Origin of the sequence: Paenibacillus sp. YAF4_2 (assembly GCF_052113225.1) — a bacterium.
In the GTDB taxonomy this organism is placed as follows: Bacteria; Bacillota; Bacilli; order Paenibacillales; family Paenibacillaceae; genus Pristimantibacillus.
In genome coordinates this window covers 332476-357293 of record NZ_JBFRCT010000008.1, presented here as the reverse complement: position 1 = coordinate 357293, position 24818 = coordinate 332476, and the positions used below count along the sequence as shown (strand labels likewise).

General features: G+C 47.3%; 20 protein-coding genes. 2 read left to right on the top strand and 18 right to left on the bottom strand.

What is annotated here, in order from left to right; all coding sequences use genetic code 11:
- Positions 1-41: 41 nt before the first annotated feature.
- The 3 genes from AB4Y93_RS20010 to AB4Y93_RS20000 are packed head-to-tail and all read right to left on the bottom strand — an operon-like array spanning position 42 to position 4499.
- Positions 42-2303: a transglutaminase TgpA family protein gene (locus AB4Y93_RS20010; protein WP_441894610.1), complete on the bottom strand. Its 2262-nt coding sequence runs from the start codon at positions 2301-2303 to the stop codon at positions 42-44.
- Positions 2300-3538, bottom strand: a complete 1239-nt coding sequence (locus tag AB4Y93_RS20005; RefSeq protein ID WP_441894609.1) for a DUF58 domain-containing protein — start codon at positions 3536-3538, stop codon at positions 2300-2302. The genes AB4Y93_RS20010 and AB4Y93_RS20005 overlap by 4 nt, the downstream gene beginning before the upstream one ends.
- A gap of 4 nt (positions 3539-3542) precedes the next feature.
- A complete protein-coding gene (locus AB4Y93_RS20000) occupies positions 3543-4499 on the bottom strand; it encodes an AAA family ATPase (RefSeq protein WP_441894608.1) in 957 nt (318 codons plus the stop codon).
- A 233-nt stretch (positions 4500-4732) separates the two neighbouring features.
- On the opposite strand from AB4Y93_RS20000, the gene mprF reads away from it, so the two are divergent.
- Positions 4733-7360, top strand: a complete 2628-nt coding sequence (gene mprF, locus AB4Y93_RS19995; RefSeq protein WP_441894607.1) for a bifunctional lysylphosphatidylglycerol flippase/synthetase MprF — start codon at positions 4733-4735, stop codon at positions 7358-7360.
- Between the two features lie 70 nt (positions 7361-7430).
- On the opposite strand, the gene spoVAE (AB4Y93_RS19990) is transcribed toward mprF, so the two are convergent.
- From spoVAE (AB4Y93_RS19990) to AB4Y93_RS19960, 7 genes are all read right to left on the bottom strand, one after another.
- Positions 7431-7781: a stage V sporulation protein AE gene (spoVAE, locus tag AB4Y93_RS19990; RefSeq protein WP_441894606.1), complete on the bottom strand. Its 351-nt coding sequence runs from the start codon at positions 7779-7781 to the stop codon at positions 7431-7433.
- Positions 7782-7786: 5 nt separating this feature from the next.
- Entirely contained in the window at positions 7787-8800 is a 1014-nt protein-coding gene (spoVAD, locus tag AB4Y93_RS19985; RefSeq protein WP_441894605.1) for a stage V sporulation protein AD, read from the bottom strand.
- Between the two features lies 1 nt (position 8801).
- The gene (gene spoVAC, locus AB4Y93_RS19980) at positions 8802-9296 is read right to left on the bottom strand and encodes a stage V sporulation protein AC (protein ID WP_167277369.1); all 495 of its coding nucleotides are present in this window, start codon (positions 9294-9296) and stop codon (positions 8802-8804) included.
- 342 nt (positions 9297-9638) lie between these two features.
- Positions 9639-9989: a stage V sporulation protein AE gene (gene spoVAE / locus AB4Y93_RS19975; RefSeq protein ID WP_167277367.1), complete on the bottom strand. Its 351-nt coding sequence runs from the start codon at positions 9987-9989 to the stop codon at positions 9639-9641.
- A complete protein-coding gene (gene spoVAD, locus AB4Y93_RS19970; protein WP_441894604.1) occupies positions 9986-11005 on the bottom strand; it encodes a stage V sporulation protein AD in 1020 nt (339 codons plus the stop codon). The genes spoVAE (AB4Y93_RS19975) and spoVAD (AB4Y93_RS19970) overlap by 4 nt, the downstream gene beginning before the upstream one ends.
- Positions 11005-11493 carry a stage V sporulation protein AC gene (spoVAC, locus tag AB4Y93_RS19965; RefSeq protein WP_441894646.1) on the bottom strand — a complete coding sequence of 163 codons (489 nt, stop codon included), beginning with the start codon at positions 11491-11493 and terminating at the stop codon, positions 11005-11007. Before spoVAC (AB4Y93_RS19965) ends, spoVAD (AB4Y93_RS19970) begins: the two co-directional genes overlap by 1 nt.
- Before the next feature lie 13 nt (positions 11494-11506).
- The gene (locus AB4Y93_RS19960) at positions 11507-12367 is read right to left on the bottom strand and encodes a DUF421 domain-containing protein (protein WP_441894603.1); all 861 of its coding nucleotides are present in this window, start codon (positions 12365-12367) and stop codon (positions 11507-11509) included.
- Between the two features lie 185 nt (positions 12368-12552).
- Between AB4Y93_RS19960 and AB4Y93_RS19955 the strand changes: the two genes are divergently transcribed.
- The gene (locus AB4Y93_RS19955; RefSeq protein ID WP_167277359.1) at positions 12553-12759 is read left to right on the top strand and encodes a DUF1657 domain-containing protein; all 207 of its coding nucleotides are present in this window, start codon (positions 12553-12555) and stop codon (positions 12757-12759) included.
- A 279-nt stretch (positions 12760-13038) separates the two neighbouring features.
- Here AB4Y93_RS19955 and AB4Y93_RS19950 read toward each other — a convergent pair whose 3' ends face one another.
- The 8 genes from AB4Y93_RS19950 to AB4Y93_RS19915 form a co-directional block, all read right to left on the bottom strand.
- Complete coding sequence (locus AB4Y93_RS19950; protein WP_441894602.1) at positions 13039-14874, bottom strand: DUF2264 domain-containing protein; 1836 nt, start codon at positions 14872-14874, stop codon at positions 13039-13041.
- Positions 14865-16022, bottom strand: coding sequence for a glycoside hydrolase family 88 protein (locus AB4Y93_RS19945; protein ID WP_441894601.1), 1158 nt, complete (start codon positions 16020-16022; stop codon positions 14865-14867). Before AB4Y93_RS19945 ends, AB4Y93_RS19950 begins: the two co-directional genes overlap by 10 nt.
- A 13-nt stretch (positions 16023-16035) precedes the next feature.
- On the bottom strand, positions 16036-17865 hold the full coding sequence (locus AB4Y93_RS19940; RefSeq protein ID WP_441894600.1) for a hypothetical protein: 1830 nt from the start codon (positions 17863-17865) through the stop codon (positions 16036-16038).
- 11 nt (positions 17866-17876) lie between these two features.
- Positions 17877-19478, bottom strand: a complete 1602-nt coding sequence (locus tag AB4Y93_RS19935; protein ID WP_441894599.1) for a response regulator transcription factor — start codon at positions 19476-19478, stop codon at positions 17877-17879.
- Positions 19471-21285 (bottom strand): sensor histidine kinase, encoded by a 1815-nt coding sequence (locus tag AB4Y93_RS19930; protein WP_441894598.1) that lies wholly within the window; start codon positions 21283-21285, stop codon positions 19471-19473. Before AB4Y93_RS19930 ends, AB4Y93_RS19935 begins: the two co-directional genes overlap by 8 nt.
- A 73-nt stretch (positions 21286-21358) precedes the next feature.
- Entirely contained in the window at positions 21359-22780 is a 1422-nt protein-coding gene (locus AB4Y93_RS19925) for an ABC transporter substrate-binding protein (protein ID WP_441894597.1), read from the bottom strand.
- 128 nt (positions 22781-22908) lie between these two features.
- Entirely contained in the window at positions 22909-23751 is an 843-nt protein-coding gene (locus AB4Y93_RS19920) for a carbohydrate ABC transporter permease (protein WP_167277345.1), read from the bottom strand.
- 21 nt (positions 23752-23772) lie between these two features.
- Positions 23773-24705, bottom strand: a complete 933-nt coding sequence (locus AB4Y93_RS19915; protein WP_441894596.1) for a carbohydrate ABC transporter permease — start codon at positions 24703-24705, stop codon at positions 23773-23775.
- Between the last annotated feature and the right edge of the window lie 113 nt (positions 24706-24818).

The window sequence follows — 24818 nt, the reverse complement described above, 5'->3', positions numbered from 1 at the left end:
CCCATTAGGCGAGCGGTATTTCTTACCTATATCATGTACAATTACAATTCCTCTTTAACCGCTTTAATTTTTAGAATAAATCGATCGGTATCCACACTTGTCGCTTGTACGGTGCTGTACTTCGCATGTTCAAATTCATCAAGCACCTCACGGAGCAGGCTCTGCAATCGCTTATGACTTGGCGACCATCGCTGAATTGCCTCTCGAAGCGTCTCATGCTCCTGCCGTTCATAACCTTTACGTCTGCAGAGACGTAGAAGCTTCTCTGTCTCCCATACAATCCTGTCATTACCAGAATAAGGACGGCGCCATAAACGTATCCGTGTGAAACGGATCATGACATATCCAATCCCAAGAACAACAAGGACTGAAATGGTGCTCCACAGTATTGCCGACAGATTAATGCCCTTGCTGACAGGCACTTCCTCTTGCACAGTATCCTTGCTCACATCCAGTGTTGGAGTTGGCAATGCTTCCTCCTTAACCTCAGGCATCGAGTAAGGGAAAGTGAATCCAGCCGTTGGCTCGAATGGAATCCAGCCATAACCATCAAAGTAAATTTCGACCCAGGAATGAGCATCAGAGTTACGAACAGTGTAAGTTCCTGCACCATCTGGATTCAGATCCGCCTCACTTGGGATTCCACCTGCTGAAGGTACATATTCGGATGCAGGGAGAACTCCTGGAGAGAAGCCCTTCACCCAGCGTGCCGGCAGGCCAACCGAGCGTGACAAGACCGCCATCGCTGTCGAGAAGTAATCGCAATAGCCTTCCTTCAGTTCAAATAGGAATTGGTCAACGAAATCCGTACTATCATCGCTCAGCTTCGACTTATCAGGCTTATTCGTATACTGGTAGTTCGTACGAAGATACGTCTCAATCAGCTTAGCTTTATCATAGTCGTCTACCGCTTCCGCCGTAACGGTCTCGGCAAGTGCCCTTACACGGCCGGGCAAATCAGATGGCAGCTGCAAATACTTCTTATTCTCTGCCTCATCTGTAAACGCCGCTTCGGTCTTGCGTAATCCTTCTTCATTTAATATTGTTACTTCAGAAGTAACTGAATAGATTTGCGGAAATCTTTTAAGCGGACGGTCTGACCATATCAGCTCTTGTTCATCAACCGCCCATTGCAAGCTCTTCGGCAAAGCCGATGCATCCGGATCATCTATCCAATGAACCGATGTAACGGGATATGCAGAGAATAATACAGGATAAATATCATTGCGCACCATTCTAACCTGCTGTTCCACCTTCATCGTCTCCGCTAATTCACGGCTTTGCACTAGTGGCAGCTCTTTATCTTTACCTACTGTGGTAATGTGATCAAGCTCAGAGTCGTCGATCGACCAGCCTGCTCCGGAATACACCGTCTTTGTCTCCCCGCGCCAATAACTGCGATGCGATGTCGTTATGTTCATCACCGGTGAATAGTCGAAATCAAAGCCTCCGCCTAGCGAGGAGTCGTCCCTTCCATAACCGGAGCTTGACTCGCTGCTGCTCACATCAACTGGGGATGCAACACTTTTATCACCGAGGAACACGTTAACCGTCTCACCCTTGGACTCCTTCCACATCGTGTATGGATCCTGGATGATTGGTGAAATTCCCGGCATCAATATTCCTGCAGTCATCAGGACAGACAGCACAACAACAATCGGCAGCAGCAGCTGCAGCGGGTACTCAATTAATTCTCTCCAGCTGCTTGGATGATTGCGCTCAAGCCTGTGCAAATGATTGGCTACCAGCCAGATCAGGCTCAAGAATACAATCAAAGCAACTTCATCCCATAACCAGATCGGAGTAAAGGAATCTGCAATCGTCAAGACAAGGATATTTACGCTTATAAAACCAAATAATCGAGGTCTTGTCGTCACCCATTGTACAAACAAAATATAGAGCAGCAATAAGGCCCCACTAATCCATATAAAAGGATGGAGCTGCTCAGCGTAACCCCATAACCGCTCGAAAAAGAATGTCCAGTTCGACTGGTCTTGCTCCTGTACAAGTGTCACCTTTTTAAGCTCAGCAAAACGTATGGTGGCGAGCAGAGCAAGCAGAGATTGAACAATAATCCGCATAAGCTTCAAACGCTGCGGCATCAGCCAGTCTACGGCGACGGCAAGCAGGAGTGTAGAGGTAGCAACAGCAAAGGTCTCTTCCCACCAGAAGCCTTCAAATATTTGCAGGGTATTCATAATCATAAGTGCAATAAACAATTGCGACAGCTTCAAGTACCAATTGGGAGTCAGCTTAACCATTACGAATCGACAAAACGTAAACAACCGCGGAAAGACGCTCATGTCCGGCCTCCTTCCAGAACAGCGGGCAGTTCCTGCAGCTGCTTGAGTTCAAATAAAGTCCAGCCTTTGCTGCGGATCATCAGCCTCGACTGCTCTTCAAGACGCTTCACTCCGCCAATATGCATAAGGCATGGCGTCAACCCTTTGCGGGACAGCCATTCCATCGCGCGGATCGCTTCTTTCCCGGAAGTACCGCTTATAATAACTGCAAAGGAACCTGATTCAAGCCGGGAATCTGCTGCAAGCAAAGCTTTGTAAAGCCCTTGCTCCGCATCAGCATCAACAAAGGTCAAATGCTTAAGCAGCGTACCGCGCTGCTCCATACCAGCCTTTGGCGGCAGGATCGTCAGCTTTTTGCCGGAAGACATGAGGCCAATTGCAGTATCTCCCTTCAGACCGCTGTCAATAAGAGAGGCTGCCGTGGAAACAGCAAGCTCGAACCGCTCTGCAGCAGGCTCTGGATAATCAGCAGCATAACGATCGAGAATAAGGAGTGTACGCGGAAGAGATTCTCTCTCGAACGCTTTCGACTTCCAATCTCCTGTCTTCGCCGTTGCATTCCAGTGAATCCGCGATAACCGGTCGCCATACAAATATTCACGAACACCATTGATTTGTGTCGTTTCTTTCGCTGCCCGAGGCGCAACGGCATGTGAATAAGGTCCGCGGAAGCCGCTTTGGACGCTGTGCCATTGACGCAGCGGAACAATCTGAGGCAGAACGCTGAATACTGTCTCCGAGCCGAAGCTTCCGGAATGTTCGAACAGACCGAATATATCATGAGAAATACATTCTGTTGTTCCAAAGCGGTACTCCCCGCGCTGCAGCGGTGGCGTTTGGTACAAGACTTCGCCGGCTCGTTTGAAATTAGGTACAAAGGAAGCCTCGAAATGCAGCAGCTGTCCGTTATGCCGGAGCAGCCTGTCTCGAATCAGCACATAGGGAATCGGATATACACCAGGAACCTTCACCGATAGATGGACATCCAGTGTGCTGCCTGCCGTCAAAGATTGTTCGATATGGGCAGACGCTCCAGTCTGACGATAGGTACGATTGCCAGATACATGACCAATCCCGCTCCAGCGGCCTAATATAAGATAAAGCAGCAGCACATTCAAAATCATAAATAACATTAAGGCAGTCTTTCCGCCCTGAAAAAGTAAATAAAATAGTGCAGCGCCATAAATGAGCGCGATAAGCCTCCATCGTTTATGTGTCTTCGCGACCGTGCTCATCGGATCAGCGCTCCAGTCTAACCGGAACTTTGGCCATATCCAACAGCTGGGCGACGATGTCCTCAGCCCTGAGCCCATTCATACGTGCATCTGTATGAAGCAGCATTCTGTGAGATAATACATACGGGGCAAGATTTTTAATATCATCCGGCGTAACAAACGTCCGCTGCTGGAGGTAGGCGCTTGCTTTCGCCGCTCGGGACAAAGCAATTGCCGCACGAGGACTTGCACCAAGTACAACCTGTGGATGTGTACGTGTTGACCGGACAAGCTGAATCAAATAATTGCCGACGGCATCATCCATATGAACAGCAAGTACCTGCCCTTGAATCCGTTCAATATCTTCAATGGAGGATAACTGCTCCATTCGATCCGATGGATGAACACCTTCTCTTGACAGCACCATACGCTGTTCATCTGCTTCATTCGGATAACCAAGCGACAGCTTCATCATAAACCGGTCAAGCTGTGCTTCCGGCAAAGAGTAGGTCCCCTCGAAATCAATCGGGTTTTGCGTTGCAAGCAGAATAAACGGACTCGGAAGCATATACGTGTCACCGTCGACAGTAACATGCCCTTCCTCCATGGCTTCGAGTAGGGCAGCCTGAGTCTTCGTTGTCGCCCGGTTGATCTCATCGGCAAGCAGTACATTGGTCATGACCGGTCCTGAACGGAAAATAAACTGTTCCTGCTTAGGATGATAGATCGATACGCCTGTTATATCCGTTGGAAGCAGGTCAGGGTTACATTGAATACGCCGGAATTGTCCGCCTATTGTTTTAGCCAATGCTTTCACTAATTGGGTTTTGCCTGTGCCTGGTACATCTTCAAGCAGAACATGTCCGCCGCCGATGACGGCTATCATTAGTCGTTCAATCTCATTTTGTTTTCCCAAGATACATTCATTTAAGCTGCTAAGGATTGAAGAACATAATTGCATATCGGCGAGACGAGTTTCCATAGACATACCTCCTGCAGAGTAGTAAGAGTATAAAATAAGGGGATTTAGTACTATTTTACAGCAGTACCTTTGGGTAGCACAAATGAATGAACTGCCAAAAAAAATTGGAGGATTCCACATAATCCAACATCCATACAAGGCGTATTTGTGAAAAGTGGGAATTGATAATTTCATGTGATATATTGACAATATCTTCACTTTTATCCCTATATACGCATAAGAAGGTGCATTCGTTGCTCACTCAATTAACCAGCTTTACAAACCGGTTCAAAAATGTATTTAAATTCCTGTTTCCCGTTGTTATCCTTCTCTTTCTGTACACGCAAACCAGCGGCTTTATTAAAGAGATCCACCCGGCCGCCGCTCTCCATTTGCTGAAGCATCAGCATTGGATAGATCACCTTGAGCTTGGTATTCTTTGTTTTCTGTCGGTAGCGGTCATGTCAGCTTATGATGTGATATTAATGAAATGGAACCGCGCTAAGCTGCCTAACACGGCCTTATTCAAAATAAGCTGGATCGCCAATTCATTTAATAACGCCATCGGATTCGCTGGTTTAACCGGTGCGGGGCTGCGCTTGACGCTTTACCGCAAATGGGGCTTGCAAGGTCCGCACTGGCTGCGGTCACTGGTATACCAATCGTTAGCCGGTTTAACAGGACTGTCTATTCTATCCCTTCTGCTGCTTGCGGGAGTGTGGAATGATCACAGCCTGCTGGTTGATCATCCTTGGCTGTTTATAGCTATAATCCTGGTAGCCCTGTATGTCGTGTTGTTCGTATCACTTGGCAGACTTCCCAGGTTGAAAAATGTACTAGGGCTAACGGTTCAGCAAGAAGAAGCAGCTATCGCTAAAACTCCGGTATTTCAGATGATGGCCGCCTCCCTCCTTGAATGGATGATGGCAGGACTATCTTTTTGGCTGATTGTACACCTGATGGGCCTGCCTATTGGACTACGTGAATCAATGAGCATCTATGTCATAGCAGCTGTAGCCGGGGTGGCAAGCTTTGTACCAAGCGGATTAGGCTCCTTTGACGCCATTGTGCTGCTTGCCTTCCAACATCTTGGCTTGTCCCCGGACCAAGGACTCGCTGTTATTGTGCTTTATCGGATTTTTTACTGCTTTCTTCCTTGGGCTTTAGGGCTTGCCTTCGCCACAACGGAATGGATTCCTAGCAAGGAAAAATGGGCACAAACCCAGCAGCAGGTATTGAAGCCCGCCATCAAACGATGGCATACCATATGGAATTGGCCAAGCCAAACAGCCGTCCTACGCGATATCAGTACTTGGGCTCTCGCTGCACTTGTGTTTATTAGCGGTATCATGCTGCTAATCTCCGCCGCAACCCCTGGCAGCTGGCATCGTATGCATATGCTTGAGCAATTCGTCACCCCCTTTACGATGAAAGGCTCACATCAGCTGACTGTGCTTATTGGTTTGTTAATGATCATGGTCTCAGAAAGTATCCGTTACCGTGTGAAACGGGCTTACTATATGGCCTTAATACTGCTGGTCGGCGGTACGATGGCCTTAATTCTGAAGGGCTTCGAATACGAAGAGGCGATCTTCCTTTTGTTCGTCTGCCTGCTTTTATGGCTCTCTAAAGACAGATTTAACCGAAAAGAGTCCGTCTTCACTGTACGCAAAACGATCGCTTGGGCTGGAATATCGCTGCTTGTCATCGTGTTGTACTTATCCGTAGGGTTGTCTACGAACGAGATTCCACCTGGCGTATTAGCCCATGCCAAATGGCATGCACGTTATTCACTAAAGGATGACGAGCTGCTGCGGGAAGCTGTGCTCGCGCTGGCTGTCAGCTGGATCTTGTTATCAGTAAGGAGACTGTTTGTCCCAAGTCTTCCTCCTGCTCCTGCTCCCGGTCCGCAGGATTGGGAGCAGCTGCAGCAGCTTCTTGAACGTCACTCCGGCAATTTCTTGACGCATTTGATGTATATGGGTGACAAAAGCTTTATGTGGACGCCTGATCATAAAGCTGTACTCGTATATGGACGTATTGGAAAAACTTTAGTTGCACTTGGCGATCCGATTGGAGATCCTGTGTCCGTTCGACTGCTTGTTCGTCAATTCCGCGATTACGCAGACCATTACGCAGCCACAGCAGTCTTTTATCAGGTGAAAGCGGAACAGTTGCCTTTATATCATGAATTCGGTTATCGTTTCTTCAAGCTTGGAGAAGAAGCCATTGTCCAACTGGATCAGTTCCAATTATCAGGCCGGCGTAAAGCGGATTTGCGTGCGGCATACAACCGTTATGAGAGAAATGGCTTTACTTTCGAAATCATCAAGCCGCCCTTCACTCCCATGCTGTGGTCCGAACTGAAAGCTGTATCTGACGAATGGCTGGGTGACAGTAAAGAAAAAGGATTTTCGCTTGGCACTTTTCAAGAGTCTTATCTTGAGCTAGCGCCTGTTGCCGTATTGCGGGATAACGAGAATCGTGTTGCTGCGTTTGCCAGCATGATGCCGGTTTATGATAACGGTAAATCCATATCTATTGACTTGATGCGCCATCGGGATGGTCTCAGCGGAGTGATGGATGTGTTGTTTGTTCATTTACTGCAGTGGGCAAAAGGGGAAGGCTATCATGTCTTCAATCTTGGTATGGCTCCTCTCGCCAGCGTTGGAGAGTCCGTGTATGCCTATCGCGGAGAACAGCTTGCAAGATGGGTGTTCTTAAAAGGAAGTCATTTCTACGGATTCCAGGGCATACGTCGCTTCAAAGATAAATTCGATCCGGAATGGGAGCCACGTTATCTGGCTTTTCCACAGAACAGTCTTTTCCTGAAGCTGATTATTCAGGTGACAAGAATGATCTCTCGCGGCAGAAGTGATTAAGAAGAACAACCGAATGATAAATGAAAAAGCAGGGTTACCTTTAGGAAGGTAATCCTGCTTTTTTGTAAGTTTAACCCTTCGGGCGCACGACGAGCGCCGCCAGGAAGGAGAATATAATCGCCGCGGAAATCCCGGCACTCGTAACCTTGAAGATACCTGAAATTACACCGATCCAGCCTGAGTTCTCCAGCTCGGTCAGTGCACCATGAACAAGCGCATTACCAAAGCTCGTAATTGGTACGGTGGCACCCGCGCCGGCAAAATCAACCAGCGGTTCATACCAGCCGAGCCCGTCGACAATCGCGCCAACAACGACAAGTGTTGCCATTGTATGCGCTGGTGTCAGCTTCACTACATCGAACAGCAGCTGCCCCACCACACAAATAGCGCCGCCTATGATAAAAGCCCATAGAAATTGCATATTCGTTACTCCTTTCCGCCGCTGATCGCAACGGCATGTGCAATACATGGAATGCTTTCACCCTGCTGGAAGGAAAGGGGCGACAGCAAAGCCCCGGTCGCCACAACTAAGATGCGCTTTAACTCACCTTTTGCGACCTTCTTAAGCAGATGACCATAAGTCACAACGGCGGAGCAGCCGCAGCCGCTCCCCCCCGCCTGTACTTTCTGCCGGTCCACATCGTAGACCATCAGTCCGCAGTCTTTGAACGTCGTATCATCCATCGGTACGCCGTCTCTAAGCAGCAGCTCCTTCGCAAGCGGATGGCCCACACTGGCCAGATCTCCAGTTACAATCAAGTCATAATCCTTTGGTGTACGTCCGGTGTCATTAAAATGAGCCTGAATCGTATCCACCGCCGCAGGTGCCATAGCAGCTCCCATATTAAATGGATCCTTAATACCCAGATCAATAACTTTGCCGATTGTCGCATATTCCACAACTGGCCCTTCACCAGCTGCCGCTACCACAACTGCTCCCGCTCCGGTCACCGTATATTGCGCTGTTGGCGGCTTCTGCGCGCCGTATTCTGTTGGATAACGGAACTGCTTCTCTGCTGTACAGTTATGGCTGCATGTTCCTGCAAGCACATATTGGCTGGCTCCGGAATTAACCATCAGGGAAGCAAGCGCAAGTGACTCCATTGAGGTTGAACAGGCGCCAAACACGCCAATATTTGGTACGCCAAGTGTTCTCGCGGCAAAGCTGTTACTGATGATTTGATTCATCAGATCGCCGCCGACATAAAACTGCAGCTGATCTTTCTCAATACCGGCATTATTCAGTGCAAATTCCGATGCCTGCTCCATCAGCAAACGCTCTGCTTTCTCCCAACTTTTCTGCTGCATATCAAGTTCTGGGTGTACCAGATCAAAGTCTGCAGCAAGTGGACCGTCGCCTTCATCGGGGCCAACAACCGTTGCCGCTCCAATAAGGACCGGGCGATTCTCAAATTTCCATGTTTGTTTACCCATCAGCATTCTAATGTGCACCGCCCGTACCAAATATAAGATGAGCGATACCAACGAAGAAGGCAGCGACAGTACCAAATACCACAACTGAGCCAGCCAGCTTGAACATATTGCCCCCTACACCAAGCACAAGACCTTCACTCCGGTGCTCCAGTGCAGCAGAACACATTGAATTGGCGAAGCCAGTAACCGGAACGGCTGAGCCGGCCCCCGCAAACTGGGCGATTTTATCATAGACGCCCATGCTCGTTAAAATAACGGAAATGATAATAAGCACGGCAACTGTTGGATTGCTGGCATCCTCAGGCTTCATACCAGCCAAATGAATAAAGAGCTGCTGAATGGCCTGCCCCAGCACACAGATGGCACCACCTACAATAAATGCACGAATACAATTGCCGAATATGGAACGCGAAGGCTCGCGTGTTTTGGCAAAGGCTTGATATTCCTTTGGCGACATTGACATTTTACGGTATTTTCCGCCGCCGGCGCTTTTTACTGCCATGACATTACACTCCTTTATGTACAATATTAGGTACATTATTTGTCAATGGAAGAAAGGATATGTATCAGCGGAGAAAAGAACCAAGTGGGAGCAAACGGAGCATTTCGAATGTTCTTCCGATCGCCATTGCTCGGGGATTCCTTTGAACAAGAGAAATAGGTTGGAATCCCCGAGCAAAAGCGAACGCTTAAAAGCTTTCTGAAAGAAAGCTGGATCGTAAGCATAAGCTAATGCTTCTCCAGAATCATTCGAAATGCTCCGTTTATTGTGAAAAAACAAAAGCGACCGAGCTGATTATAACCCGCACGGTCGCTTTTATAAGAAACAATTTATGAAAAAACATTACCCCTTTGGCTTAACAAACAACGAAGCAAGGAAGGAGAAAATAATCGCAGACGAAATACCGGCACTGGTGACTTTGAATATCCCTGTAATAACGCCGATCCAGCCCGTCTTCTGTATTTCCTCCAAGGCGCCATGGACCAGTGCATTACCAAAGCTTGTAATCGGAACGGAAGCACCTGCCCCTGCAAATTTGATTAATGGATCGTATATCCCTACACCGTCTCCAATTGCACCAAGCACTACAAGCAGTGTCATAGTATGAGCAGGCGTCAGTTTAAACACATCAAAACAGATTTGCCCGAATACACATATCCCTCCACCAACTAAAAAAGCCCATAAAAAAATCATAGCTGCCTCACCTCATTCTCGATGGAAACCGCATGTGCGATACACGGAATGGTCTCCCCTTGCTGATAGGAGATAGGAGACAATAACGCTCCCGTTGCGACCACAAGAATACGGTTTAACTCCTTCTCGCGCATTCGGCGCATTAGATGGCCGTAAGTTACAGTTGCCGAACAGCCGCAGCCGCTCGCACCTGCTTGTACGGTCTGCTTCTCATAGTCGTACATCATCATGCCGCAATCCTTATATACCGTCTGGTGAATCGGAAACTTATGTTTGTCAAATAATTCATTAGCGATCGCATAGCCAACCTTGGATAAATCCCCCGTTACTATAAGGTCATAATAACCTGGTTCAATTCGCAAATCCCGGAAATGTGCCTGAATGGTATCTACAGCTGCAGGAGCCATAGCGGCTCCCATATTAAATGGATCCGTAATGCCCATGTCGACCACTCGGCCCATTGTGGCGGAAGTGACGTAAGGGCCTTCGCCATGCTGGGTCAATACGCTCACTCCTGCTCCGGTCACTGAATATTGGGCGGTCGGCGGTTTTTGCGAACCGTATTCCGTTGGGTAACGGAACTGCTTTTCCGCAGTTGCGTTATGGCTGCAGGCACTAGACATGACATATTTGGCGGAGCGTGAATTCACTAGGTTAGCGGCAAGCGCGAGACTTTCCATCGATGTCGAGCAGGCTCCAAACACACCAATATAAGGAATTTGGAGCGTCCTTGCTGCAAAGGTGGAGCTGATAATCTGGTTCATTAAATCGCCGCCGATTAGAAAGTTAATCGATTCCTTCGTTATGCCGGCCTTCTCGATCGCCAGATTCGCCGCTTCCTCTAATAATGTCCGTTCGGCTTTCTCCCAGCTGTCCTGACCAAGCCTAAGGTCTCCATGCACGATATCGAAATCATGTGCGAGTGGACCTTGTCCTTCGAATGGGCCAACGATAGCAGCAGTCCCTGCGATAACGGGATTATTTTCAAAAATCCAGCTTTGATGGCCTTTCAGCATTAAGACCCTCCTCCAAGCTCATGCGGATTCAGGATTAGATGAACAATACCAACAACAAATGCAGCTACAACGCCAAATACAATAACTGGACCAGCAATTTTGAACATTTTCCCGCCTACTCCAAGCACCAGTCCCTCACTTCGATGCTCAATAGCCGCAGAAGACATCGTATTCGCAAAGCCGGTTACCGGAACAGCCGAACCTGCTCCCGCCCATTGTGCGATTTTATCGTAAACCCCTAAGCTCGTAAGAACGACGGATAGAAAAATCAGAACAGCTACTGTCGGATTGCTGGCCTTCTTCTCATCAAAACCAGCCCAATGCACGAACATTTCCTGGATAGCCTGGCCTATAATGCAGATCAGACCCCCAACTAAAAAAGCTTTCAAACAGTTTATGAAAACGGGGCGTTTGGGCTCATGCTTTTTGGCAAGTGTTTGGTACTCCTGCTGCACCGGTGTGAATTTCTTATCATTGCTCGACATCAGCTTGCCTCCTTATTTAGTGATGCAATAACGGCTTCATCTTGATAATGACGGTTTGCATCTCTTGTGCACATCGCTCATACATATGCTTCGCATCTTTGTTTTTCGTCGATAAACCAAACAGCTCCAAATCCGCTTCGATCTTCTTCAGTAAAGCATACAGCTCCGCTTTAAGCTGAGGCTGAGGTACTTTAATATGGTCATCGTACAGATCGACGTATAGTTGACGGTACGCGTCAACCTGACCGATAAATACATTGTCTAGGGTCACACCGATTTTTTCGAGCTCGGTCGTCAGCCATCTGCGGTTTAGACCAACTGTGGACAGCGGTTCATCCAAGATCTTGCCATCCATGATGACCGCCTGAGGTTCGTGCTCCGGTGCTACCTTGATGCCTAGATGAGCAGGTGTAAGCGGCTGATTTTCCCTTGTAAGCAACACGCTGACATCACCACTAGGCTCCATAATGGCAAATTCAACATCCGCAACACGAAAAATATCCTTTTTGCGAAGCTGCTCGAGCAGCTCGTCGGTCGTTAATCGTTCTTTCTTCAAGTTATCTTCCAGTACTTTACCGCCTTTAATCAGAACGGTTGCTTTGCTATCGATCAAGTCGCGAGCTTTCTTGCTCTTTAATTGCAAGAACTCGATCCCAATGGAGACAGCAACCCATACGCCAAGAGAAATCAGCCCCAAATACCAGGTAGCCTCAAGATCAAGCGACACGTATGCAGCAAGGTTGCCGATTGAAATACCGGTAATGTACTCAAAGAATGAAAGCTGGGATATTTGCCGCTTCCCCACGAGCTTCGTCATTAAGAATAAGACAAATATCGAGAGCAAAGTGCGAAGAGTTATCTCTAACCAATCCTGCACAACTCGAGTCCCCCTGTCCGCTTATTTCTACAGTTAAATTATTTGTCAAAAAGCTGACGGCAACACGAATAACCATTTTCCACAGAAGGAAAATGGTTCTGGTTATTGGATGTTTTTTCCATGAATGTGAAGTGTCAAAGCCTGCCATATTAGTTCTGTTGCCCATTTATAAGGAGGTGTTTCACATGACCGTAGCATCCGATGTAAAAACATGCGTCGCCTCTTTGAAGAGCGCGCAGGCTAGCCTGGAGCAATTTGCTCTGTCGACTGAAAATAAATCGGCCAAGCAAATGTTCGAGCAAGCTGCACAGCAAACGCAATCCATTGTTGATCAGGTAGCGGGCCGGGTTAAAGAGCTTGAAAGTGAAGAGCCTCAGTATTTAGGCTTTTAAGACTCCGCATTCCAATGTTCTTCTAATCGCCATTGCTCGGCTTCTCCAGAATCATTGGAATGCTCCGTATGCACAAAAAATGGCCGTGCAGTTTATTGCACGGCCATTACTCATTACACAAAACAAAAAAACAGCAGAACGACAAGAAGCACATAAAGCACAAGTATAATGGTCGTAATAGACGGCCCGCGTCCAATTGGCGCTGCAATGCTTTTCATTGGCATTCCCCCAGTAGGCTTCTGCCATTAGGATATGCAGCTTGGGCGAAGGCGGTTCGTGTTATCGGCTAATCGTTATGACTTTCCCCATAGGGCTTACTGCACTTACTTGATCACTTTCAATAGTTACTTGGAACAGCTTCGTCCAATCATCCGACTGTACAGCCTCATCCTTACCCTGCTTTCCATAAACAGCAGAAATTAATAAATGGAAGCCTGGCTGGAGCTTGGTACACAACGTTGGGATCGCGGTCCTTGGAAACATCAGGTTTGTATTGGATTGGGAATGAATCAGCTCTGCACGTTCAAATCCGAGAATGCCAGTTATCCCACTACAGCCAAATCCGGTCATGCCCGATACACTTACACTTTGCTGCGATACGACAAGCGAAATATCCAGCGGTAAGGCAAAGCCGCCTTCTGCCGCATCCAGTTCCCTAGCTGTCTCGATCCGATGGATTCGTAAATGCCACGGTAAACCTGCAATTAAATAGGTTGTGATTGTGACATCCCGCCAAGGCCTCCATACAGAAGTAAGCAGATCACCGTCKATCGACGTTTGTTCATTCCGTCTGCGGACGCGATAAAGATTATCGCCTTCACTTAAGGCGAGCATGGAGTCAAATGCTCCTTGCGATAACCCCCATTCCGCCCGCGGTACGCTGAAGCCAAAGGAAGCGGAGTAAACAAACTTCTCATATTTCGCCGAAGTATGTGTATGATCATTTGTTGTCAAATGACCCGTATTAAAGGCGGCAATATGATCTCTATCCCGGCAAATAACCAAATGAGGAGCCTGCTGAACCGATACAGCAGCAAGCTCAGGAAGCGGCAGCTCCTCAACTTGCCAGAACCAATGGTTATCTGACAATGCCAGCGGCAAGAAGGCTTTCAGCCCCCAATAGACCGAACCCGGAGCATTATAGTTTTCAGCCATAATGAGATTCGGATAGCCGTAGCCAACTGTCAGTACTCCGTTTGAAGCAAAAATCGGCTGCTGGAACCACCAGCGCAGATGACGCATATACAGTCCTTTAATCACACCTGGTTCAAAAGGCTGGACGTCTGCGAAAGCAAAAGCCCCCCATAAAGCACCCTGCGCAAACCGATAAGCTAAGCTTCTGCCATATGGAATCGCACGGCCATCCTCCGAGAACCAATGCACAAATTGCTGAGCGAATAATATGGCCCGTTCCTCGAAACGCTCGGCCCGCTCCGGATCTTCTTCCTTCATAAGGGCGGAATAAATTAATCCGCAATAATGGAACGCAAGTGGTACATAATAATCACAGTGGCCCGAAGTACCGTCTTCGTACCAGCCTTCTTCCAGATAGAACCGTTCGAGACGATCAAGATTAGCCGTCAGCTGTTCCTTGGCATAAGGCAATCCCAGCTTATAGAAGCCGACGTTAACGAGTACGTGGAAAAACAGCCAATTGCAGTCATGAACCTTGTGTTCATTGATTTGATTTAACCAGTTATAGAAATGCTGTTTTGTTGTTTGACTGAGCGGTTCCCAAAGTCGGTCCGGAGCGATCGCTAACGCCAATCCGAGGGATGCCATCTCAACTAGACGCTGGTCATAATCGGACACCGCTCCCCAATATTCTTCATGCTCCGGATTCGTTCCGTTTGTTATCCCTTTAAGTACAACTTGCAGCAATTTTTCATCGATCGTGCCGCCGCCTGCAGCTAGAGGGGCCAATCCCCACACAATACGGGAAAAGCCTTCCATGCCTGCAACGTCGACCGTTTGGCCCGCACCTGAACCGTCCAGCTCCAGACGCGCTCCACCAATTGAGTAAAAGGGAAGAAGCGGCTCCGTCAGCTCGCGGAACGCCTGCTCCAGATCCCATTTACCTAGCAGAGGGTTTGCTGCAATTGGCTTTACACCCATGGAATCGTCGCGCCTCCTCTGAGCCGTGCAAGACCTTCCACAAAGAAGTAATCGCCATAGATAAGTGGGACATCCATGTTCTTACGTTCCGGATAATGGCTTGTACCATGTAAAATAAGTCCTTCTTCCTCGTCCTGATCAAACGCACCATAGTTCTGGTACAAGGATTTCAGAATACGTTCCCCTGCATTCCGGTAGCTGGAAGCTTCTGAATCCGGTACGAGCTCGGAGAGCAGCAGCAACCCGCAGGCTGCACAAGCTCCTGCAGATGAATCACGAAGTACTTTGGTTTCCTCCGGTGCACGGAAATCCCATACAGGCACGCTGTCTTCCGGCAGCTGCGACAGGAAGAAATGAGAAACATGCTTCGCCGCATCGATATATTCTTGTCTACCTGTATGCTTGGCAGCAAGCGCAAGACCGTACACCGCCCACGCCGTTCCACGGGACCACGCCGACTCAGGTCCATAACCTTGACCGCCAATATATTCGGCTACTTCGCCGGACTGCGGATCAAACCGGACAATATGGCGGACCGATCCGTCCTTACGAATGAAGTGATTAAGAACCGTCCCCATATGTGCTTCGGCAACATGGCTGTATCTTAAATCTCCTGTTTCACGCGTTGCAAAGTAGAGCAGCGGTACATTCATTGCGCAATCAATAATTGCCCAACCGCTATTGTCTTCCCCTTCACTCCAAGGGTTCCACGCACGGATAAAATTGCCCTTCAAATTAAAGCGGCCCATCAAATAGTTAGCGGCCTTCAGCGCTCTTCTCCGGGATAATTCACTTCCGTATAGCTTATAATTAATGACGCTCGTTAACGTCCACATAAAGCCGATATCATGATCCAGTCGGTCATAGCCGTCCAGCACTTCATCTAGTCTAAGTTCACACTCTTCAGCAATAGGACGGAACGTTGTATCCGCACTGCCTTCCCCTTCATGAAGGAGCCAAAGCAGTCCCGGCCAAAAACCAGCTGTCCACCAGTGTGGAGCTTCGAGTATATAAGTACCGCCTTGACTGGCATGAGGGAACTCGGCTCCAATACGTGCGCTTGTCCGTTTTACTTTATTAATGGTTTGCTCCCAAGCTTCATTCACCCATGGAGCCGTTTCAATGCGATTCGCAGAAATTGTATTCATCCTCTGATTCCACCTATTCTTGAAATTTGAATGTCAACTTAAACGTCTTTTCAAGGGAGACCTCATCTTTGGAAATGAGATAAATCCGATAATAGCTTTCTTCCTGACCGGAATGATTCGAATAAACGCGCTCAACAATAGAGACATCCAAATGGAGAGGTTCAAAGGATAAAAGAACCGTATGTCGATTACCCTTTAGTTGAATTTGTCCATCTATAAGTACAACTGGTGCGCATTTGCTAACGATTACTTCTGTAATGGCTCCACCTTGTTGCTCAAACCGGAATGAATCAATTATTTCGAGCTCCGGAAGGTCGGTTTTATTCCACACAAACTGTCTATTATAGGAATCAAGTCCGCTGTCCGGGTAACATGCGGCAAGCTCAAGTGTAAACCGATCTTCGGTATCCCCTTGCTCGAGCTGTATCACTTCAGCTGCACTCTTCGCGCCAACTTCCTGATAACGTCCTTTGATAATCGGCAAAGAATGCCCCTGTGCTCCTGTACAATCAAATTCATAGCGGCCTTCGCCGAAGTATTGTGCTGTATATTCACCGCTGCCAAGATCAACGGCAAACGCCGGGTCATCATCCGCAAGCAAAATAAAATGACCTACGTCGATATGATTATGTGGCTCATTATTGTGGCCCCCTTTGGCTGCAAAGCCAAAGCTGCCCGTCTTCCCGCTGTTTCGCGAAATGAACCACTGGGCATCAGCCAAATACCAGCTTCCACCTGCCCAATCTGCATCCCTTGGAGCATCGGGACTGAACCATATCAGATTACGCAACGCATGTGCAAAACGACTGCAGTGGTCATCCGTAAAGCCTGCTCTAATCGACAAGGGCGCAAACTCGACTCCCTCGATCTGAGTGGCTAGATAATCGGACAATCCAATGTTTACGCTTACATGAGAGGAAGAATCTGAAAAGTTGGCCGGGCGATTTTGCACCAGATAAGCCTTTTGCTGGAACCTAGCGATCGTTTGTACCAGCTCTGAGACGAATAAATCTGCGTTCCCATCCGTCGCTCGCTTCAGCAGATCAGCAAAGTAAACAAAATAACCAAAGCCGTAATTCCAATAGCCCGGACCTTCCGCACAAGCACCATCATCACCAAAGCCGGATAAATAATGGTTCATTGTTCCGATTGCCCGATGAATAATTGCGGATTTCCGAACAGGATCACGTTCCAGCAGCAAAGCTGCCGATCCGATTGAGCCTGCACAAACGGCCGCCCAGTTATGGTCTGCACTCTCCCAATGATAAGGTGGGAATTGATCATCCAGATAAGGAGTAAACAATCTCCGCTCCACTTGCTCCACCATTGCTTCACGAAGTGCCGTAGGCAAGGACTGCCCAGTAATCGTTATCATTTCAGCAAGTGCAAAGCCAGTCTCCGAAGCAAACAAATCAATATGGCGATTAATCTGCTGCCCTCTCATATGTGCAGGCAAACACCAGGTCTTCTCTACGAGAATCGCCTCTATGATCTCTATTAAAGCCTGACGATACCGGTCCTCATCAGGAAAAAGACAATGTAGAAAGGCAAATGAGGTAAGACGACGGCGCCGTTCGAAATAAAGTCCTTCATAAATAAGCCGGTTGCCATTTGTCTCAAACAAATTGTAAATCTCTTCTGTCAGAACAGGAATCGAACGCTCAAGCAGGCGTTCTCCTTCCTCTCTAATCTCCTTAATCATTCCTGCATAAAGAGAGGAATCATTCATTCCCTTCCAATTGATCCTGTTCCCGGTGAGAGAATAAATATTATCCTCCGCTTCAGGCTGATCAGCGAGCCATTGTGCTAATGTTTCCTGCTTCCATTCATAGATGATTCGCATATTCCCTCCTACTAACCGCGATATTCGGTTGGTGTTAAGCCTGTCTGCGCTTTGAAGGTCTTAATAAAATAGCTCTGGTTATCGTAGCCAAGCATTTCACAAATCTCGCTCACATAATAATTCGTCTGGTCGAGCAGCTCTTTGGCCCGTTCAATCTTCTGATCTGTTACATATTCAATAAAGGTCAGGCCCGTCTCCTTCTTGAAGAAACGGCTGAAATAGCTGGGATTCATATGCAAATGAGCAGCTACTTCCTCCAGTGTAATCCTTTTGCCTAGATTCATCGACACATATTTGCATGCTTCTGATACCTCACGCCGTTTGCTTACGGGCAATGCATCTTCTCTAGCCGCAATATAAGACAACAACTGTGTGTTAAACCATTGGAACAAGCCCCATAACGAGTCAAAATTCACGATCTCCTTATGCAGCTTCTCGGCTGTTATAGCTGGCGAAGAAAACAGCATAGCATGGAGCTTCAACCGCATATCTATGAGCAGCTTCAACACCCAGTCCCTGACTTCTTCAGAAGAATACCGTTCTCCGCGAATATGCGCTTCCCATTTTCCCGCCAAGGAGTTGATTTTCTCTCCATCTTTCGCCATAAGTGCTTCACGGATTTCAGCCCCAGCCTGATCGTACTTGGCGAGAAGACCCGTTGTATGCTCCAAGTCCTTCTGCCATTTGGTTATTTCCGCTTGGGATAAATAGAACCGCTGTTCATCCGCCTTCAGCAGATTGCATAACGCCATCTTGAGCAGCTGCGGACTGTCACAGCTCGTTCCGATCAGAAAAGCCATTTTCACCTTAAGCACTTGACCAAGCGTTCTTTGGATCGTTTGAAGACTAGTCTGCACTTGATCGTACACATTTTGCTTCAGCCCCGGCTTAAACGCAAACAGCAATAACGATTGCCTGCTGCTGTAGCCGATATGCACAACTCGAAGTGGAAGATTCGTAAGCAGTTCCTCCATGACATTACTAATGGCAAAATGCAAGGTTTGATCCGAATCAAACCGGTTCTTAATGACATTGTAGCTTTCAATAAAGCCAGCTACTGGAAGACATAGCTCTCCACTGTGGAATAAGCCATAAGAGCTAAAGTCACGCTGCCATTGCTCCGGAGAGATTAATGGCTGCTGTACGAACTCCCGGAATAGCTTTTCTTTCCTTAGTTCCTGCGTCTCACTGACCATTCGCTGCATTTGGTTTTGTTCTTTCAGCCTTTGGCTCTCGCCATCAAAGCCATCCTTGAACTTCTGCAGCAGCCCTACTAAATCCTCCGGATCAAGCTGATCCTTCAGCAAATAATCCTGTACATCAAGCCGCATCGCCTGCTGGGCATATTGGAATTCACTATGACAGGATAAGATGACGATTCGAACCTTAGGGTTTAACTGCTTGACTTTGGTTACCAGTGCGATACCATCCATCTTCGGCATCCCGATATCTGTCACCAATATATCCGGCATTTCCTCCTGCATATGCTCCCATGCTGCAAGACCGTTCTCATGCTTTCCGCACAAGACGAGGCCAAGCTTCTCCCAATCTACCACTTCCGACAACAGCTCGATGACCGGATAATCATCATCTACGAGCATCACTTTATACATGAGGACGCCCCTCCTCTCGAATAGGGATATGCATAATAATGCGGGTTCCTTTCCCACTATCCACGGTTATTTGAAAGGCATCGCCGAACATAATCCGCATTCGTTCTGCTACATTCGCCACGCCAATTCCGGACATGCCAGGCGTTTTCGTACGCCCTGTCTCTTGGCCAGGCTCTATGGCTGCAGTCGTAAGGCGTTCCCTCAGACTGAGCAGTGCATCAGGATCTATTCCATTCCCATCATCTTCTACGGCAAGCTCCAGGAAATGCTCATTTCGGACTGCCGTAATGCGAATCATTCCTGCACTTTGATTAAGGCCATGGATAAGTGCATTCTCAACCAACGGCTGCAAAATAAACCTCGGAACCTTAATATCAAAGGATGTCACTTCAACATCTACAACGAGCCGCGCTTCTTCCTTCTGCCTGAGATTCATTAACTCTACATAATGCGTCAGCAGCTCAATCTCTTCATGCAGCATAATCGCGTCCTCATCCCGGCTGATCGTCATTCGCAGCAACTTAGATAAGGAAGCAATCATCTTCGCACTGTCCTGGTCACCACCGCGCATGACCTTCATGCGGATGGAATTGAGTACATTAAACAGAAAATGCGGATTGATCTGCGCCTGCAGCATCGCAAGCTCTGCCTTACGTTTACGCGCTTGTGTCAGCGAAACCTCGGCAAGCATTTCTTTGATACGGTCAAGCATTTGGTCGAACAGGAAGCCTAATCTACCGATCTCATCGGCTCCACGAACGCTCGAGCGGACCTCTAGATTACCCCGCTGTACACTTGAAGCAACCTTACCGAGCCGGATTAGCGGTTTCGTCAGTTGTCTCATCAACAGGAGCAGCAGCATGAGAAAAATAATAAAAGAAATAACCTGGAATAAAAATACCCGGTTAAAAATCGAGCTGATATTCACGATTGCATCCTGGTACGGTTCCGTCGCCACAAGATGCCAGTCAATAAACGAAAGATCAGCAGTTGTCAGCAAAATCTTCTTATTCTCATCTTTAATAATGGACGATGCTGCTTGCGGGTCACTCTCCAGCATCTGCTTCCTGTATTGGAACGTCTGGTTGATCTGCTCCTGACGTGGTGAAGACAAAATCCGTCCATCACCGTCCACCAGAAGCACTTCCTGGCTGCCCGTCAAGCTGCCCAAAATACGGCTGATCTTGTTTTCCATCATCGTCACAATGACATACCCGTAAATCCGGGTACTGTCGAACCTCAACGTCCTTGCTACCGAAATTTGATAAGGACTGCTGATCTTGTCATACGGAAACATCGTTGGTGCTGTGCTCACCCAGTAGGATTGCAGTCCAGTTAGCTGCTTCAAATTCTCGAACCAAGGCTCCTTCTGAAAGCGCAGCGGATCCATTTCATCCTTGGAATAGTTCGTAAACGTTTCACCGTTGGTCAATATAATCGTGATATAGCTCTTTTCCCCGATATAAGTCAGTGTCTCAAGCTGCTGCATAATCCGGTTCGTGGCCATAAATTTATCGTAGGGATCAATTTGATCCGTATTTATCATTTTAATAAAGCTTGATTTCATATCCGTATTGGCTTGAAAGTAATTGGCCGTATTCAGCATCCCTTGGAACAAGTTTTTTACGGATCCATTGACCAGCTGCATGGAATCGGTTGCATTTTCTTTCGCTTGCTGTTCAACAGCCTCTCTCGTTAGGGAGTTATAGATGAGCATCGTTAATACGGCTGGTATGAGAATACAAATCACAGCGACTAACGAAAGCTTACCTCGTACGGAATGAAAGTAGGATCTGATGCGATACATCCATGGTGTCCCCCTTAGATAGAAAAGGGGGACGCGAATCTCGTCCCCTTTGAAACTTATTATACCTGATTAATTATTTTTTGTTGGCTGCAATAATTTCGTCAACGCGTTTCTTGGAGTTCGCAACGGTTGTGTCGATATCTTGGTTACCAAGAATCAGTTTTTCATACTCTTCGTTGATTGCTTTGTACACTTCTGCTTGATACGATGCTGGCGCGATAATTTCTGTTGCTTTCGAATTAACAAGCGTATTTACCAAGCTTTGTTTGTCGACAAGCTCAGGATTTTTAGTACCGCTCAGAATTGTATCGATAATGCCAGCCACTTGATCGTTGCTTACGCCATTCCATGCTGGAATGTTTTTGCCTTGAACAACTTGACCTTCGGTTGTGTACCAGCGAACGAATTTATAAGCTTCTTCTTTATTCTTGGAGCTTTCCGATACGGCCACATAGTCTGTTGTTACAGGTGTGATGCCGGATTGGTCACCCGCCGCGTTTTTCGGGAATGGAGCAACTGCCACATGGAAGGTCAGCGGAAGTGTATCGGTACCGCCTATTTCCGTGTTCATCCAGGAACCAATAGTCAGCATGCTTGCCGATTGGTTAAAGAATTGGTTACGGTAAGCCAGCTTTTGCGAGATCATATCCGAGTAAGGAACGGAGGATTTGTCCTCTTTTTCCATTTTCACACGAAGCTCCAGTGTTTTCTTGAAGTTAGGATCATCCAGATTAGATGTGCCGTCTGCTTTCAGGAACTCCGAACCTGTTGGCTGGTTCTCCATCATCAGCTTCAAGTATTCCATCCAGCCGCCGTTTTGCGGCCCATGGAAGTAAGTGCCATAGCGTTTGGTAGCACCTTCGCCTTTTGTCAGCTTTTTCGCGTAGTCCGCATACTCATCCCAAGTCCAGTCCGTCGGAACAGCAAGTCCCGCTTCGTCCAGATTATCCTTGTTCAGAAGAACATACCAAGGGTTGAATTTGCCTGGAAGTGCATATACCTTGCCGTTCAGATGTGTATCTACTTTATAGTCCTCTTCCACCTTGTAGCCGTCTTTAGCCAGGAAGTCATCAAGTGGAGCCGCCATGCCAAGTGCTACACGTTGCGCATAACCGGCAGCATCACTGAACATCAAGACGTCAATTTGCTCACCGGATGCAACTCCGAGGTCGAGCTTTTTCATTGCTTCCTGTGTATCGCCTTTTTCACTCAGCTGTACAAGCTCTACCGTTACATTCGGATTTTTCTCATGGTAAGCATCAAGTGTTGCTTTCCAGTTGTACGCCTGCTCCGTGCCGTAAGTGTACAGGCGCAGTTTTACCGGATCTCCGCTTGCTGTGCTGTTCGAACCAGCGTCTGCACTTGCCGTAGCATTCGCATTAGCCGATGCATTGGCATTCTTGTTGTTGGTGTCATTGTTGGAATTTCCGCATCCTGCAAGTACTCCTGTAAGCAGTAAACTAATCGCTAATCCTGAAGCCCATCTCTTTTTCATTTCTTTTGCCCCTCTCTGAAATGCTAATAGGATGTTGATAGTTTTCATTATAGTGAGCAGATGTCAGGTAAGGATGAAACTATCTTTACCTAAAATGCAACAAATTCGACTTTCTGCTAACGCTTTCATTACCCTTTTACGCCGCCAAGTGCAATACCTTCGATAACACTCTTCTGACCAATGATAAATACAATCAGGAGCGGCAGGATCGCAGATACCGCAGCTGCCATAATTAGCGAGTAGAATTCGCCGCTAAGCGAAGTGAACTTTTGCATCGCCAGTGGAATGGTAAACAGATTGTCGCTTCGGAGGAAAATAAGCGGGTTCTGATAGTCATTCCATGTCCAGATAAAGCGCAAAATCGCATAGGTTGCAACGGCAGGCTTCACAAGCGGAAGACCAATACTCCAGAAAGTCCGGAAATGGTTCGCCCCATCAATTTTAGCTGACTCAATAAATTCCTGATGGACGCCCATAAAGAATTGGCGAAGCATAAAGGTCCCCAATACGCTGAAACTGCTAAGAAGAATAAGACCCCACAAGCTGTCGAACAAGCCGATCTGACGATACAAAATAAATTGCGGGATCAGAATCGCTTGGCTTGGCACCATGTACGTCGCGAGTACAATCAGAAACAAGAAGTTGCTTCCTTTAAATTTAATCTTCGAGAACCCGTAAGCAGCAAACGATGAAAGCAGAGCCGAGATAAACGTAGTCGTAACGCCTACTTTAATCGAATTGAGATAGTATTTCCAGAAGGGATAATCTCCCACCCATACTTCCTTGTAGTTCTCTATGGCATGCCAATGTTTCGGAATCCACTCAATGGGATAAACGAATACATCCTTTTCTAATTTAAAAGAGGTAATCAGCATCCATATAAACGGCATCAGGAAAATGATGCTTATTGCGAACATAATGACTGTAATAACGCCTTTGCGCCAGTTGAAGCCTGTGTTTGTTGTTGGCATGAAGTACCGCTCCTTCCGCGATTAATAATTAACCCATTTCTTCTGTGCAATCCATTGTCCAAATGTAATAAGAAGAACGAAGACGAACAGCATGACCGCAATAGATGAGGCGTAACCAACTTTAAGATTAACGAATGCTGTATCGTACAAATACCAGACCATCAGCGAGGTAGAGCCAATCGGACCACCTTGCGTCATAACGGCAATAATATCAAACACTTTAAAGGTTGCGATGACACCGGTTACAAGAAGGAAGAACGATGTTGGCGACAGCAGCGGGAACGTAATTCTTGCAAATTTGACCCAGCCGTTCGCTCCGTCAATATCAGCCGCTTCATACAGATCCTTCGGAATCGACTGCAGACCAGCGGTGTAGATAATCATATTGAAGCCGATAGAAGTCCAAACCACGATCATCATGATGGAAATAAGTGCGTAATGCGGATCGGCAATCCATTTCGGCGGGTTGCTGAAGCCTAAGGTGTGCAGCACCTGGTTAATGGGTCCATACGATGGTTGGAACAAGACTTGCCATACGACAGCAACAGCAACGATGCTCGAAATATAAGGCATGAAGTAAGCAACCTTGAAGTAGCTTTTCAAATAGACATGGCGGTCGATGAGAACGGCGAGCACCATGGAGATTAACATATACACCGGTACAGCCAGCAGGAAGACAAAGTTATTGCGTACGGAACGTAAGAATTGATCATCATGGAACAGCTTTTTGAAGTTACCTAAGCCTACCCAGTCAATCCCTTTCCAGCCTTGAACAAAATTCCAATCTGCAAAGCTAAGTACAATTGTTGCTATGATGGGGAGCAGGACGAGAATAAATACGCCAATGAGCATTGGGCTCACGAACAGCAAACCGGCAAGAGTCTCTCCGCTTTGCAGCGAGCGTACTTTTTTCGGCTTCTCCAGCTTTCCCATTACTTGTGGTGAAGTCTCCATATTAAGCACCTCGAATTTCTTAGAATAGTAGGAAGTTTTTGAAGTTGTTTTTATTATAGAAAATTCAAGTACGACACCTATGCCGTTATTTTTACTTTTTTCTCGTTAGAATT